Consider the following 15,075-nt stretch of genomic DNA (forward strand, 5'->3'; position numbering starts at 1 on the left):
CCCTCCACGGCGACAGGCACATTGAGTTGCGTAACCTGAATCACGTTGCGTACAAAGCAACTGAGCCGGTCTCAAGTGCGGAGGTTGGGCGATGGCGGGACCCCGAGTGGTGATCATCGGAGCGGGTGTCGTGGGAGCGGCCCTGGCGGACGAGATCTCCGCGCGCGGCTGGACCGAAGTGACCGTGGTCGACCAGGGCCCCCTCCCGGCCACCGGGGGATCCAGCTCGCACGCCCCGGGCCTGGTCTTCCAGACGAACGCCTCGAAGACGATGACGGAGCTGGCCCGCTACACCGTCGAGAAGTTGTGCTCCCTCGACGTTGACGGCAAGCCCTGCTTCCTCCAGGTCGGCGGCCTGGAAGTGGCGACCAGCGCCGAACGGCTCGCCGAGATCCAGCGCCGGCACGGCTGGATCACGGCCTGGGGCATCGAGGCGCGCCTGCTGACCCCCGACGAGTGCGTGGCCAAGCACCCGCTGGTCGACCGCGACAAGGTCCTCGGCGGACTCTTCGTCCCCACCGACGGCCTGGCCAAGGCCGTCCTCGCCGTCGAGGCGCAGATCCGCCGGGCCGCCGAGCGCGGTGTGCGCTTCCTCGCCCGGCACGAGGTCCTCGACATCCGGCAGAGCGAGGGCCGCGTCACCGGCGTCGTCACCGACCACGGCGAGATCGACGCCGACATCGTCGTGTGCTGCGCCGGCATCTGGGGCCCGAAGATCGCCCGCATGGCCGGGATGAACCTGCCGCTGACCCCGCTCGGCCACCAGCTCGCCTGGACCGGTCCCGTCCCCGCCCTCGCCGGCCAGACCGAGGAGGCGGTCCGCCCGATCCTGCGCCACCAGGACGCCGACCTGTACTACCGCGACCGCTTCGACGGCCTCGGCATCGGCTACTACGGTCACCGCCCCATGCCGGTCTCCGCCGACGACATCCTCTCCGTGGACGCGGCCGAACAGATGCCCTCGGTGCTGAAGTTCACCGAGGAGGACTTCGAGCCGGCCTGGACCGAGACGCAGTCCCTGCTCCCGGCGACCAAGGAGGCGAAGGTCGAGGAGGGCATCAACGGCCTGTTCTCCTTCACCACCGACGGCTACCCGCTGCTCGGCGAGTCCCCGGACGTCAAGGGCTTCTGGGTCGCCGAGGCCGTGTGGGTCACCCACTCCGCGGGCGTCGGCCGGGCCGTCGCCGAATGGCTGGTCGACGGCTACTGCTCCTCCTTCGACCTGCACGAGTGCGACGTCAACCGCTTCGAGCCGCACCAGCTCTCCCCGGAGTACGTCCTGGCGCGCGACTGCCAGAACTTCGTGGAGGTCTACGACATCCTCCACCCGCTCCAGCCGTCGGGTGAGCCGCGTCCGATCCGCACCAGCCCCTTCTACGCCCGCCAGCAGGAGCACGGCGCGTTCTTCCTGGAGGCGAACGGCTGGGAGCGCCCCCAGTGGTACGAGGCCAACGCCTCCCTGACCGAAGGCCGCGACATCCCCACCCCGAACGACTGGGCAGCCCGCTACTGGTCGCCCGTCGTCGGCGCCGAGGCCCAGGTCACCCGCGAGAAGGCCGCCCTGTACGACATGACGGCCCTCAAGCGCCTGGAGGTCAGCGGCCCCGGCGCCGCCGACTTCCTGGAGGGCCTGGTCACCGGCAAGGTCGCCAAGTCCGTCGGCTCGGTGACGTACACGCTGCTGCTGGACCACGACGGCGGCATCCGCAGCGACATCACCGTCGCCCGCCTCGGCCGCGACCTCTTCCAGGTGGGCGCCAACGGCAACCTGGACCTCGACTGGTTCACCCGCCACCTGCCCGCCGACGGCCGCGTCCAGGTCCGCGACGTCACCGCCGGCACCTGCTGCATCGGCCTGTGGGGCCCGCTCGCCCGCGAGGTGCTGCAGCCGCTCACGGACGAGGACTTCTCGGGTGACGGCCTGAAGTACTTCCGCGCCAAGCGCGCCTACATCGGCTCGGTGCCGGTCACCGCGATGCGCCTGAGTTACGTCGGCGAGCTGGGCTGGGAGCTGTACACCACCGCCGACCAGGGCCTGAAGCTGTGGGACACCCTGTGGGCCGCGGCCGAACCGCTCGGCGGCATCGTCGCCGGCCGCGGCGCCTTCAACAGCCTGCGCCTGGAGAAGGGTTACCGCTCCTTCGGCACCGACATGACCTACGAGCACGACCCGTACGAGGCCGGTGTCGGCTTCGCCGTCAGGCTCGACAAGGGCGACTTCATCGGGAAGGCCGCGCTGGAGCGCCGCAAGGAGAACGTCCGGCGCAGGCTGAGCTGCCTCACCATCGACGACCCGAGCGCGGTCGTCATGGGCAAGGAGCCGGTCTACGACGGCGAGCGCGCCGTCGGCTACGTCACCAGCGCGGCGTACGGCTACACCATCGGCAAGGGGATCGCTTACGCGTGGCTCCCGGCGGAGCTGGCCGAGGCCGGTACGCGGGTGCAGATCGGTTACTTCGACCAGCGGGTGGAGGCGGTCGTCGCCGAGGAGCCGCTGTTCGACCCGGCGATGTCGCGGCTCCGTGGCTGACATTCCGTGGGTTCAAGGGAAAGGAAACCCCATCGGTGACCGCACAACTCCTTGACGGCAAAGCCACCGCCGCCGCCATCCGTCGTGAACTCGCCGAGCGCGTCGCCAAGTTGACGGCCCTCACCGGTCGCCCTCCCGGCCTCGGAACCGTCCTCGTCGGCGACGACCCCGGCAGCCGCGCCTACGTCGCCGGCAAGCACCGCGACTGCGCGCAGGCCGGCATCGCCTCCCTGCGCCGCGAACTGCCCGCCGACGCCACCCAGCGGCAGGTCGAGGACGTCGTCGACGAACTCAACGCCGACCCGGCCTGCACCGGATACATCGTCCGGCTCCCGCTCCCGCGCCACCTGGACGCGAACGCCGTACTGGAGCGCATGGACCCGGCCAAGGACGCCGACGGACTCCACCCCGTCAACCTCGGCCGCCTCGTCCTCGGCACCGACGCCCCGCTGCCGTGCACCCCGCGCGGCATCGTCGAACTCCTGCGCCGGTACGACGTTCCGCTCGCCGGGGCCCGGGTGTGCGTGGTCGGCCGGGGCATCACCGTCGGCCGGCCCATCGGGCTGCTGCTCACCCGCAGGTCCGAGAACGCCACCGTGACTTTCTGCCACACCGGAACCAAGGGCCTGGCCTGGCACACCCGCGAGGCGGACATCGTCGTCGCGGCGGCCGGCTCGCCCGGACTGATCACCAAGGACATGCTGCGCCCCGGCGCGGCCGTCCTGGACGTCGGCATCACCCGCACCGGGCACGGGCTCGTCGGCGACATCCACCCGGAGGCCGCCGAGGTCGCCGGACGGCTCGCCCCGATGCCCGGGGGAGTGGGACCCATGACCCGAGCGATGCTCCTCGCGAATGTCGTCGAGGCCGCCGAGAGGAACGCGACCACCGTATGAACGCGCTGAACACGCCCCTGGCGGAGCTGGACCCCGAGGTCCACGAAGCCCTCCGCGCCGAGCTGCGCCGCCAGCAGTCCACCCTGGAGATGATCGCCTCCGAGAACTTCGCGCCCACCGCCGTGATGGAGGCGCAGGGCTCGGTGGCGACCAACAAGTACGCCGAGGGCTACCCCGGACGCCGCTACTACGGCGGCTGCGAACACGTCGACGTCACCGAGCGGCTGGCGATCGAGCGCGTCAAGTCCCTGTTCGGCGCCGCCTACGCCAACGTCCAGCCGCACTCGGGCGCACAGGCCAACACGGCCGTGTTCTTCGCCCTCCTCCAGCCCGGCGACACCGTCATGGGTCTCGACCTCGCGCACGGCGGCCACCTCACGCACGGCATGCGCATCAACTACAGCGGCAAGATGCTCAACGTCGTGCCCTACCACGTCTCCGAGGCGGAGCACCTCGTGGACATGGACGAGGTGGAGCGGCTCGCCAAGGAGCACCGCCCCAAGATGATCATCGCGGGCTGGTCGGCGTACCCCAGGCAGCTGGACTTCGCGGCCTTCCGCCGGATCGCCGACGAGGTCGGCGCCCTGCTCATGGTCGACATGGCGCACTTCGCGGGCCTGGTCGCCGCCGGACTGCACCCGAGCCCCGTCCCGCACGCCCACGTGGTCACCACCACCACGCACAAGACCCTCGGCGGCCCCCGCGGCGGCGTCATCCTCACCAATGACGCCGACCTGGCCAAGAAGATCAACTCGGCGGTGTTCCCGGGCATGCAGGGCGGCCCGCTGGAGCACGTCATCGCGGCCAAGGCGGTCTCCTTCAAGGTCGCGGCCTCACCCGAGTTCGCCGAGCGCCAGGCCCGCACCCTCGCCGGCGCCCGCGTCCTCGCCGAACGCCTCACCCGGCCCGACACGGCGGCCGCCGGCGTGACGGTGCTGACCGGCGGCACGGACGTCCACCTCGTCCTCGTCGACCTGCGCGACTCCGAACTCGACGGCAAGCGGGCCGAGGACCTCCTGCACGCGATCGGCATCACCGTCAACCGCAACGCCGTCCCCTTCGACCCGCGCCCGCCCATGGTCACCTCCGGCCTGCGCATCGGCACCCCCGCGCTCGCCACCCGGGGTTTCACCGAGGCGGACTTCGCCGAGGTCGCCGACGTGATCGCGCGCGCCCTCCAGCCCGAGCCGGACGTGGCCGCGCTACGCGCCCGCACCGAGGCGCTCGCGGCCGAGCACCCGCTCTACCCGCACCTCTCGTACGACGGAGACGCCCGATGAGCCCCCGCACCCCCGGCGCCGACCTCCCCGACCACCCGGAGTTCCTCTGGCGCAACCCGGACCCCAAGCCGTCGTACGACGTGATCGTCGTGGGCGGCGGCGGACACGGCCTGGCCACCGCCCACTACCTGGCGAAGAACCACGGCATCACCAACGTCGCCGTCCTGGAGAAGGGCTGGCTCGCGGGCGGCAACATGGCCCGCAACACCACGATCATCCGCTCCAACTACCTGTGGGACGAGAGCGCCGGCATCTACGAGCACGCCCTGAAGCTGTGGGAGGGGCTGGAGGAGGAACTGGACTACCCGATCCTCTTCTCCCAGCGCGGTGTGCTGAACCTCGCCCACAGCCTGCAGGACGTCCGCGACAGCGTCCGCCGCGTCGAGGCCAACCGGCTCAACGGCGTGGACGCCGCATGGCTGGACGCCGACGGGGTCAAAGAGGTCTGCCCCATCGTCAACACCTCCCCGGACGTGCGCTACCCCGTCCTGGGCGGCACCTACCAGCCGCGCGCCGGCATCGCCAAGCACGACTACGTCGCCTGGGGCTTCGCCCGCTCCGCGGACGCCGCCGGCATCGACATCATCCAGAACTGCGAGGTCACCGGGCTGGACGTGGCCGGCGGCCGGGTGGTCGGCGTGCGGACCACACGCGGTCCGATCGCGGCCGGCAAGGTGGCCCTGTGCTCGGCCGGCCACACCTCCGTCCTCGCCGCCATGGCCGGCATCGAACTGCCCCTGCAGAGCCACCCGTTGCAGGCGCTCGTCTCCGAACTCCTGGAACCGGTGCACCCGACCGTGGTGATGTCCAACGCCGTCCACGTGTACGTCAGCCAGGCGCACAAGGGCGAACTGGTCATGGGCGCGGGCATCGACGCGTACAACTCCTACACCCAGCGCGGCGCCTTCCACATCATCGAGGACCAGATGTCGGCGGCCCTGGAGCTGTTCCCGGTCTTCGCCCGCGCCCATGTGCTGCGCACCTGGGGCGGCATCGTGGACGTCACCCCCGACGCCTCGCCCATCGTCGGCCTCACCCCGGTCGGCAACCTCTACCTCAACTGCGGCTGGGGGACCGGCGGTTTCAAGGCCACCCCGGGGGTCGGCTGGGTCTACGCCCACACCATCGCGCACGACACCCCCCATGCCCTGAACGCCCCCTTCTCGCTCGACCGTTTCACCACCGGCGCGCTCGTCGACGAGCACGGCGCTGCCGCGGTGGCCCACTAGGGAGCCGAACCATGCTGCTCATCCCCTGCCCGTGGTGCGGGCCCCGTGACGAGGCCGAGTTCCACTACGGCGGCCAGGCCCACGTCCCCTACCCCGAGGAGCCCGCCGCCCTCACCGACGAGGAGTGGGCGCGGTACCTGTTCTTCCGCGACAACCCCAAGGGCCCCTTCGCCGAGCGCTGGAGCCATGCGGCGGGCTGCCGCCGGTGGTTCAACGCGGTGCGGGACACCGCGACGAACGAGATCCTCACCGTCTACAAGGTGGGGGAGCCGCGCCCGGAGACGTTCGAGGCAGGTCCGGTGACTTCTCAGCGGCGTCAGGAAAATCAAGCCCGTCCGGCCCTTGAGGACGAGGCCCGTCCAGGGCCGACCGGGGCCGAAGGGGCGGAGCCCCTTCAGGACGGGACGGGCGGGGCCGCTGCGCCCCTGGGCGGCTCCGCCGCGGGCCAGCCCTTCCGTCGCCCCACCGGCGGCCGCATCGACCGCACCATCCCCCTCACCTTCACCTTCGACGGCACCGCGTACCAGGGTCACCGAGGCGACACCCTCGCCTCCGCCCTGCTCGCCAACGGCGTCATCCAGGCCGCCACCAGCATCAAGCTGGGCCGCCCCCGCGGCATCTTCTCCGCCGGCGTCGAGGAACCCAACGCGGTCGTCCAGATCGAGGCCCCGTTCCCCGAGCCCATGCTCCCCGCCACCACCGTCGAGCTCCACGACGGCCTGGCCGCGAGCAGCCTCCCCGGCCAGGGCCGCCTCGCCACCGAACCCGACCCCGCCCGCTACGACGCCGTACACGCCCACTGCGACGTGCTGGTCGTCGGCGCCGGCCCGGCCGGGCTCGCGGCGGCGGCCGCGGCGGCGAGCGGCGGCGCCCGTGTCATCCTCGCCGACGACCAGCCGGAGGCCGGCGGCAGCCTGCTCGGCACCGGCGAGCACCTCGACTGGGTCGCCGAGACCCGCGCCCGGCTCGACGCAGCGCCCGAGGTACGCGTCCTGCCCCGCACCACCGTCTTCGGCCACTACGACGACAACCACCTCCTGGCCGTCGAGCGCCGCACCAACCACCTCGGCGCCGCCGCCCCGGAGAACGTCTCCCGCGAGCGCGTCTGGCGCATCCGCGCCCGGCGCGTCGTCCTCGCGACCGGCGCCCACGAACGCTCGCTGGCGTTCGGCGACAACGACCGGCCCGGCGTGATGCTGGCCTCGTCGGCCCGCACCTACCTGCACCGCTACGCCGTCGTCCCCGGCCGGCACGCCGTCGTGTTCACCACCAACGACAGCGCCTACGCCGCCGCCCTCGACCTGGCGGCCGCCGGCGTGGACATCGCGGCGATCGTCGACACCCGGACCGAGCCGGGTCAGTGGGCCGAGCGGGCCCGGTCCGCCGGCATCGAGGTGCTCGCCGGACACGCGGTCATCGGCACGGAAGGCACCGCCCGGCTGACCGCCGTCACGGTCGCGCCCTACGGCGAGTCCACGGCGCGGCGGGAGTTCGCCGCCGACCTGCTGCTGGTCTCCGGCGGCTGGAACCCGGTCGCGCACCTGTTCAGCCAGGCGGGCGGCAAGCTCCGCCACGACGACGCCCTCGGCGCGTTCGTGCCCGACAGCTGCCGTCAGGCGGTGGAGGTCGCGGGCAGCGCGAACGGCGCCTTCGACCTGGCCACGGCCCTCGCCCAGGGCGCGTCGGCCGGCGCCCGCGCGGCCGAGGCGGAAGGCTGCACCGCCGAGGCACCCGTCCTGCCGGCCGTGTCCGCGCAGCCGTACACCCCGCCCATGCACATCTTCACCGTCCCCGGCGACACCGGCGCCCCCCGGTTCGTCGACCTCCAGCGCGATGTCACGGTCGACGACCTGGCGCGGGCGACCGGCGCGGGCCTGCGCTCGGTGGAGCACACCAAGCGCTACACCACGGCCGGTACCGCGAGCGACCAGGGAAAGACGGGCGGTGTCCTGGCGAGCGGCGTCGTCGCCGGACTCCTGGGCGTGGACATCTCGGCGCTCGGCCTGCCCACCTTCCGTCCGCCGTACACCCCGGTGTCCTTCGCCGCCCTCGCCGGCCGCGACCGCGGCGCGCTGAGCGACCCGGTCCGCACCACCGCCCTGCACACCTGGCACGTCGAGCACGGCGCCCTGTTCGAGAACGTCGGCCAGTGGAAGCGGCCCTGGTACTACCCGCGGGCCGGCGAGGACATGGAGACCGCCGTGCTGCGCGAGTGCCGGGCGGCCCGCGAGGGCGTGGCCTTCATGGACGCCTCCACGCTCGGCAAGATCGACGTCCAGGGCCCGGACGCCGCGCTCTTCCTCGACCGGCTCTACACCAACATGATGAGCACCCTGAAGGTCGGCATGATCCGCTACGGCGTGATGTGCCGCCTGGACGGCATGGTCTTCGACGACGGCACCGTCATCCGGCTCGCCGAGGACCGGTTCCTGGTCACCACCACGACCGGCAACGCGGCGGCCGTCCTGGACTGGATGGAGGAGTGGCTGCAGACCGAGTGGCCCGAGCTGCGGGTCCACTGCACCTCGGTCACCGAGCAGTGGGCCACCGTGGCCCTGGTGGGCCCGAGGTCCCGCGCGGTCCTCGGCTCGCTCACTCCTGAACTGGCCGTCTCCAACGAGGACTTCCCGTTCATGGCCTGGCGGGACACGACGGTCGCGGGCATCGAGGCGCGGGTGTGCCGGATCAGCTTCTCCGGCGAACTCGCCTACGAGATCAACGTCTCGCCGTGGGACGCCCGCACGCTGTGGGAGGCGCTGTACGAGGCCGGCGCCCCGTACGGCATCACCCCGTACGGCACCGAGACCATGCACGTCCTGCGCGCCGAGAAGGGCTACCCGATCGTCGGGCAGGACACCGACGGCACGGTCACCCCGCAGGATCTCGGCATGGGCTGGGCGGTGTCGAAGAAGAAGCCCGACTTCATCGGCAAGCGCTCCTACGCCCGCGCGGACACCGTCCGCCCCGACCGCAAGCACCTCGTCGGGCTCCTCCCCGAGGACCCGGCCGTCTTCCTCCCGGAGGGCACGCACCTGGTCGCCGACGCCGAACTGCCCGCCCCGCCCGTGCCGATGCTCGGTCACGTCACCTCCAGCTACCGCAGCGCGGCGCTCGACCGGACCTTCGCGCTCGCCCTGGTCAAGGGCGGCCGGGACCGCATCGGCGACCGCCTCTACGCGCCCGTCGGCGACCGGCTGGTCCCGGTGACCGTCGCAAGCCCCGTCCTCTACGACCCCGAGGGAGCCCGCCGCGATGGCTGACACCGCCCTGACCCCGTGGCAGCGCAGCCCCCTGGCAGACGCCGCCCACCGCCTGGCCGCCGCGACGCGCTCCTCCCGGGGCGCGATCCGCCTGGCCGAACTCCCCTTCCTTGCCCAGGTGAACGTCCGCCTCGACGCCAAGGGCCCGGCGGCGGACGCCGTCGGACTCGCCCTGGGACTCCAGCTGCCCCTGGAACCCAACACCGTCGTGCACGCGGGGGACGTGACCGCGGTGTGGCTCGGCCCCGACGAATGGCTGGTGGTGGGCCGGCCCGGCACCGAGCGGGACCTGGAGGGCCGGATCCGCGCGGCGGCCGGCGACGAACCGGTCTCGGTCACCGACGTCTCCGCCCAGCGCACCACCCTGCTGGTGGCCGGTCCCCGCGCCCGCGACCTGCTGGCCCACGGCTGCTCGCTGGACCTGCACCCGCGCGCCTTCGGCCCCGGCCGCTGCGCGCAGACGACGCTGGCCCGCACGCAGGTCGTCCTGGTGGCCCGCGACGAACCCAGGGCCGGGTTCTGGGTCCTGGTGCGCTCCTCGTTCGCCGGCTATCTGGCGGACTGGCTGCTGGACGCGGCCGTCGAGTACCGGTGACCCCCACGCCTCCCGGCAGCTCACGGTGGCGGCCGGGAGGCGAACTCCCGCTCATCGCAGCACATTTCGTCCTACGCACCAAGGTGGTCCTGATGATTCCCGTGTGCCCTCTCGCCGATCTGCCGCGAGGCGAGGCGTTCCGGCTCGAGAACGAGCCTCCCGTCGCCGTCTTCCACACCGAGGACGGCGAGGTCTACGCGATCGACGACACCTGCACCCACCAGGACGCCTCGCTGGCCGACGGCTGGCTGGAGGGGTGCGAGGTCGAATGCCCGCTGCACGCCTCGAAGTTCGACCTGCGCACCGGCCGCGTGGACGCGCCCCCGGCCCGGCTCCCCGTGCGCACCCACCGGGTCGTCGTCGAGCACGGCATGGTCTACGTCGAGCTCTCCGCGGCCCCGCCGAACCTCCCGCCGTCCTGCGTCGCCGCCCGGCTCGGTGCCGTCCCGGTCGCCGGAGCCGGCGGGTGAGGACCGCGGCGGTCGCCGAGTGGCTCGATGACTCGGGTGCGGTGTTCCACGCCACCGCTTCAAGGCGCCCCGGCATGCCGGACGTTCACCCCTACGGCCTGCCGAGGCCCGGGCGGACCCTGGTGATGGGCGTAGTCAACGTCACCCCGGACTCCTTCTCCGACGGCGGGCGGTCGTTCGCCCCACAGGCGGCCGTCGCGCACGGACTCGCCCTGCTGGAGCAGGGGGCCGACATCGTGGACGTGGGCGGCGAGTCGACGCGACCCGGCGCCGCGCGCCCGACGGCCGAGGAGGAACTGCGGCGCGTGCTGCCCGTCGTGCGGGAACTCGCCGCGGCGGGCGTGGTCGTCAGCGTGGACACCATGCGGGCCGAGGTGGCCGCCCGCGCCCTCGACGCCGGCGCACGGATGGTGAACGACGTCTCGGGCGGCCTCGCCGACCCCGCGATGCTGCCGCTGATGGCCCGCGCCCAGGCGCCGTACGTCCTGATGCACTGGCGCGGTCACTCCGCCGGCATGCAGGCCAACGCCGTCTACCGGGACGTCGTCACCGACGTGGTCGGCGAGCTGCGGCTGCGGGTCGAGGCCGCGCTGGAGGCGGGGATCCCGCCCGGCTGCCTGGTCGTCGACCCGGGGCTCGGCTTCGCCAAGGAGGCCGGGCACAACTGGGAGCTGCTGGCCCGGCTGGCGGAGGTCGGCGCGCTGGGCCGTCCCGTCCTCGTGGGGGCGTCCCGGAAGTCCTTCCTGGGCCAGGTGCTGGCCGACCCGGCGACGGGACGCCCGCGCCCGGCGCCGTCACGCGACGCCGCGACCTGCGCGGTGTCCGTGCTCGCCGCCGCGCAGGGCGTCTGGTGCCTGCGCGTGCACGATGTCGCCTCGACGCTCGACGCGGTGCGGGTGACCGCCCGCTGGGGCGCCGAGGCGGCTCCCTCGGCGCGGGCACAGCGGTGACGAGAGCCGCACCTGTTCACGCCCGGAGCGCCGCTGAGCCTGCTGGGGCGCGTCAGCCGACGTAGCCCATGCGGTGGCTGATCTCCTCGGCTCCTTTGATCAGCAGCGGCGCCAGCTCGTGCATGCGCTCCTCGGTGAAGCGGTACGCCGGACCGGAGGAGCTGAGGGCGGCGATGACCTCGCCGCGGTGCGGGTGACCGCCCGCTGGGGCGCCGAGGCGGCTCATTCGGCGCGGGCACACCGGTGAGGAGAGCCGCACCTGCCCACGCCCGGAGCGCCGCTGAGCCTGCTGGGGCGCGTCAGCCGACGTAGCCCATGCGGTGGCTGATCTCCTCGGCTCCTTTGATCAGCAGCGGCGCCAGCTCGTGCATGCGCTCCTCGGTGAAGCGGTACGCCGGACCGGAGGAGCTGAGGGCGGCGATGACCTCGCCGTGATGGCCACGGATCGGGGCGGCCATGGCGTGCAGCCCGACCTCGAGCTCCTCCAGCGTCACCGCGTACCCGCGTTCCCTCGCCTCGGTCAGGTCCTTCTCCAGCTTCGCCCGGGTGGTCAGGGTGCGCTGGGTGTGCTTCTGGAGCCCCGAGGCCGCGAGCACCTCGTCGCGCTCCTGCGCCGGCAGATGCGCCAGCAGGATCTTGCCGCTGGACGTGGCGTGCACCGGAGTGAGCTGTCCGACCCAGTTGTGGGTGCCGACAGCGCCCGGCCCGCGCACCTGGTAGAGGTTGACGGCGTAATGCTCCCGCAGCACGGCGATGTTGACGGTCTCGCCGATCTCCTCGCTGAGCCGCTCGCACACCTCCCGGCCCTGCTGGGTGATGTCCAGGCGCCCGGTGACCGCGCCGGCCAGGCGCACGATGCCGAAACCGAGCCGGTACTTGCCGCGCTCGGTCGCCTGTTCCACCAGACCGCGCGCCTCCAGCGCCCCGAGCAGACGGAAGGCGGTCGACTTGTGGACGTCGATCTCGGCGGCGACCTCGCTGACGCCCGCCTCCCCGCGCCGGGCGAGGATCTCCAGGACGCTGACGGCGCGGTCGACGGACTGCACCCCGCTCACCGCCGGAGCCGTTGTCTCGCCATCTGCGGTGTAGTTGCTCATGGCGCAACTATACGCAGGGGGAGGGGTGCGGCGAAGGGCCGCGACGACGAAGTGCCGGACCCTGTCGGACCCTCGACGCCGGCCGGCCCCTACCGTAGGGCGGCCCGCTCGTCAGCGGAAGACGACCGTGCAGTTGCCGTTGGTCAGCACACGGCTCTCGCTGTGCCACTGCACGGCGCGGGCGAGGACCCGGGCCTCCACGTCGCGGCCCATGGTGACCAGTTCGTCCGGCGTGTGGGAGTGGTCCACGCGCACGACGTCCTGCTCGATGATCGGGCCCTCGTCGAGGTCGGGCGTGACGTAGTGCGCCGTGGCCCCGACGAGCTTGACGCCGCGCCGGTGCGCCTGCACGTACGGCCGGGCGCCCTTGAAGCTCGGCAGGAAGGAGTGGTGGATGTTGATGGCCCGGCCGTCGAGCCGCTTGCACAGGTCGTCGGAGAGGATCTGCATGTAGCGGGCGAGCACCACCAGGTCGACGTCGAGTTCGGCGACGAGCTCCAGCAGCCGGGCCTCCGCCTCGGCCTTGGTCTCCTGGGTCACCGGGACGTGGTGGAACGGGATGCCGTAGTTGCGGGCCAGCGGCTCGAAGTCGCGGTGGTTGGAGACGATCGCCGGGATCTCGATGTTGAGCGAGCCGGTGGACTGGCGGAAGAGCAGGTCGTTCAGGCAGTGGCCGAACTTCGACACCATGATCAGGGTGCGGGTCGGGGTCGCGGCGTCGTGCAGCTGCCAGCTGATCCGGTACGCCTCGGCGACCGGGCCGAAGTCGGTGCGCAGCAGCTCCAGGGACGTCGCCGGATGGGTGACCTCGAAGTGCACCCGCATGAAGAAGCGGTCCTGCAGGCGGTCGTCGAACTGCTGGCTCTCGAGGATGTTGCCGGAATGGCTCACGAGAAAGCTGGTGACCGCGTGGACGATACCTGACCGGTCGGGGCACGAGAGGGTGAGGACGAACTCGCGGCCGGGCTGCGGGCGAGGGGACATGACATCCTCCGTAATGCGCATTACGCAACGATGAGAGTTATACGCAACATCGTCCGGTGTGGACGGCGGCCGGTCAAGAGGCTTGTTCCTGATCGAGCGAGAAGATGCGCCCTGCGCAACGACTCGCCCCGGCGGCCGACTTCCGCCCCTCGTCTTGACGGCGAAACACCTCTCGATGTTCGGTTGCGTCTGCAGAGACGCGTTTTGCGAAGCGCAACCTTGGTTCCCGTCCCCCAGACCAGGAGGTCCGATGTCGATCCGTGCCATCGACGAGGCGCCTCTCAGCAGATTCCATCGCAAGCTCACCTGGGCCTGCGCAGGCGGGCCCTTCCTCGACGGCTATCTGCTCAGCATCATCGGGGTCGCACTCGTCGGCATGAGCGGCGAACTGCACCTGACCACGGGGGACGAGAGCCTCATCGGTGCCGCCGCGCTGGTCGGCATCTTCGCCGGAGGGCTGTTCTTCGGCGCCGTCACCGACAAGCTCGGCCGCGAGGCGATGTACACCATCGACCTGGCGGTGCTGGTCGGCGGCTCGGTCCTGTCCGTGTTCGCCACCGAGACCTGGCAGTTCGTCGCGCTGCGCTTCCTCCTCGGCATGGCGATCGGAGCCGACTACCCGATCGCGACGTCCCTGCTCGCCGAATGGGTGCCGAACCGGCATCGCGGCCGGCTGCTCGGCGTCCTCATCCTCGCCTGGTACGTCGGCGCCGCGGCCGCCTACGCGGTCGGTTACGCCCTGGCCGAGGCCGGCGGCGCCGGCGCCTGGCGCTGGATGCTCGCCTCGGGCGCCGTCCTGAGCGCCATGATCCTGCTGCTGCGCATCGGCACGCCCGAGTCGCCGCTGTGGCTGGTGAACAAGGGCCGTACCGCCGACGCCCAGAAGTCGATCGAAAAGGCCCTCGGCCGCACCGTACCCATCCAGCAGCTCGTCGCCGCGGCGGCCGAGGAGCAGTCGGCGGAGCGCAGCCGCTTCCGTGACCTCTTCCAGGGCGCCTATCTGCGGCGGACGCTGTTCTGCGGACTGTTCTACATGTGTCAGATCACGCCGATGTTCGCCCTGTACACCTTCGGCCCCGCCATCCTGGGCTCCTTCGGCCTCGGAGAGGGCAACAGCAGCAACCTGGGCTCGGCGCTCATCAGCATCGTGTTCGTGCTGGGCTGCGTCCCCGCGCTGCGGATGGTCGACCGGATCGGCCGCCGTCCGGTCATCGTGTGGTCGTTCGCCCTGATGGTGGTGCCGCTCGCCGTGCTCGGCGGCGGCGCCTCGCTGCCCATCGCCGTGGTCGTGGTGTGCTTCTGCGCCTACGCCCTCTTCTCGGGCGGCCCCACGGTGCTGGAGTGGACCTATCCCAATGAGCTGTTTCCGACCGGCATCCGGGCCACCGCGGGAGGCGTGGCCACCTCGATCAGCCGCATCGGCGCCGCCGTCGGCACCTATCTGCTGCCCCTCTCCCTCGACCGGCTCGACATCGGCGCCACCATGCTGATCGGCGCGGGCATCACCCTGGTGGGCTGGCTGGTGTCCTTCGCATGGGCCGAGGAGACCCGGGGCCGCACGCTGGCCGAGACCAGCGCCCTGCCCGGCCGCTCGCGGCCCGCGACGGCCGAACGGGACCACGACCTCGAACGATCCTGACGGCGCACCAGCGCCACACCGCCCGACCCACGGCCGGCCGGCCCCCCTCGGGGCCGGCCGCTTGCGTCCGGTGGCGGCGCAAGTCCGCTCGGCGAACCTCTTGACACTGCTCACTCAGAGGCATGACAGTGTGACTGTTGCTTAT

11 protein-coding genes and 1 pseudogene are annotated in these 15,075 nt (G+C 72.1%); 9 read left to right on the forward strand and 3 right to left on the reverse strand.

Annotated features, from left to right (window positions below):
- Positions 1–91 precede the first annotated feature (91 nt).
- The 8 genes from AB0950_RS29110 (at position 92) to folP (ending at position 11,210) form a co-directional block, all read left to right on the forward strand.
- A complete protein-coding gene (locus tag AB0950_RS29110; RefSeq protein ID WP_366779748.1) occupies positions 92–2,530 on the forward strand; it encodes an FAD-dependent oxidoreductase in 2,439 nt (812 codons plus the stop codon).
- Positions 2,531–2,565: 35 nt separating this feature from the next.
- On the forward strand, positions 2,566–3,426 hold the full coding sequence (locus AB0950_RS29115; RefSeq protein WP_366779749.1) for a bifunctional methylenetetrahydrofolate dehydrogenase/methenyltetrahydrofolate cyclohydrolase: 861 nt from the start codon (positions 2,566–2,568) through the stop codon (positions 3,424–3,426).
- Complete coding sequence (glyA, locus tag AB0950_RS29120) at positions 3,423–4,706, forward strand: serine hydroxymethyltransferase (protein ID WP_366779750.1); 1,284 nt, start codon at positions 3,423–3,425, stop codon at positions 4,704–4,706. Before AB0950_RS29115 ends, glyA begins: the two co-directional genes overlap by 4 nt.
- Positions 4,703–5,935: a sarcosine oxidase subunit beta family protein gene (locus AB0950_RS29125; RefSeq protein WP_360151511.1), complete on the forward strand. Its 1,233-nt coding sequence runs from the start codon at positions 4,703–4,705 to the stop codon at positions 5,933–5,935. Before glyA ends, AB0950_RS29125 begins: the two co-directional genes overlap by 4 nt.
- Positions 5,936–5,946: 11 nt before the next feature.
- Positions 5,947–9,195, forward strand: a complete 3,249-nt coding sequence (locus tag AB0950_RS29130) for a sarcosine oxidase subunit alpha family protein (protein WP_366779751.1) — start codon at positions 5,947–5,949, stop codon at positions 9,193–9,195.
- Positions 9,188–9,790 carry a sarcosine oxidase subunit gamma family protein gene (locus AB0950_RS29135; RefSeq protein WP_360151517.1) on the forward strand — a complete coding sequence of 201 codons (603 nt, stop codon included), beginning with the start codon at positions 9,188–9,190 and terminating at the stop codon, positions 9,788–9,790. Before AB0950_RS29130 ends, AB0950_RS29135 begins: the two co-directional genes overlap by 8 nt.
- A gap of 89 nt (positions 9,791–9,879) precedes the next feature.
- The gene (locus AB0950_RS29140; RefSeq protein ID WP_360152073.1) at positions 9,880–10,260 is read left to right on the forward strand and encodes a bifunctional 3-phenylpropionate/cinnamic acid dioxygenase ferredoxin subunit; all 381 of its coding nucleotides are present in this window, start codon (positions 9,880–9,882) and stop codon (positions 10,258–10,260) included.
- A gap of 74 nt (positions 10,261–10,334) precedes the next feature.
- A complete protein-coding gene (gene folP, locus AB0950_RS29145) occupies positions 10,335–11,210 on the forward strand; it encodes a dihydropteroate synthase (RefSeq protein ID WP_366779752.1) in 876 nt (291 codons plus the stop codon).
- Positions 11,211–11,262: 52 nt separating this feature from the next.
- Here the strand turns inward: folP and AB0950_RS29150 are convergent.
- From AB0950_RS29150 to purU, 3 genes and pseudogenes are all read right to left on the reverse strand, one after another.
- Positions 11,263–11,394, reverse strand: a pseudogene (locus tag AB0950_RS29150) (IclR family transcriptional regulator C-terminal domain-containing protein); the annotation flags it as partial.
- Positions 11,395–11,509: 115 nt separating this feature from the next.
- The gene (locus AB0950_RS29155; RefSeq protein ID WP_360151523.1) at positions 11,510–12,307 is read right to left on the reverse strand and encodes an IclR family transcriptional regulator; all 798 of its coding nucleotides are present in this window, start codon (positions 12,305–12,307) and stop codon (positions 11,510–11,512) included.
- 111 nt (positions 12,308–12,418) lie between these two features.
- Entirely contained in the window at positions 12,419–13,291 is an 873-nt protein-coding gene (gene purU, locus AB0950_RS29160; protein WP_360569786.1) for a formyltetrahydrofolate deformylase, read from the reverse strand.
- Positions 13,292–13,541: 250 nt separating this feature from the next.
- Here purU and AB0950_RS29165 point away from each other — a divergent pair, with 250 nt between their 5' ends.
- On the forward strand, positions 13,542–14,930 hold the full coding sequence (locus AB0950_RS29165) for an MFS transporter (protein WP_366779753.1): 1,389 nt from the start codon (positions 13,542–13,544) through the stop codon (positions 14,928–14,930).
- The last annotated feature ends 145 nt before the right edge of the window (positions 14,931–15,075 follow it).

The sequence above is a fragment of the Streptomyces sp. NPDC007189 genome (assembly GCF_040703635.1).
Classification (GTDB): Bacteria; Actinomycetota; Actinomycetes; order Streptomycetales; family Streptomycetaceae; genus Streptomyces.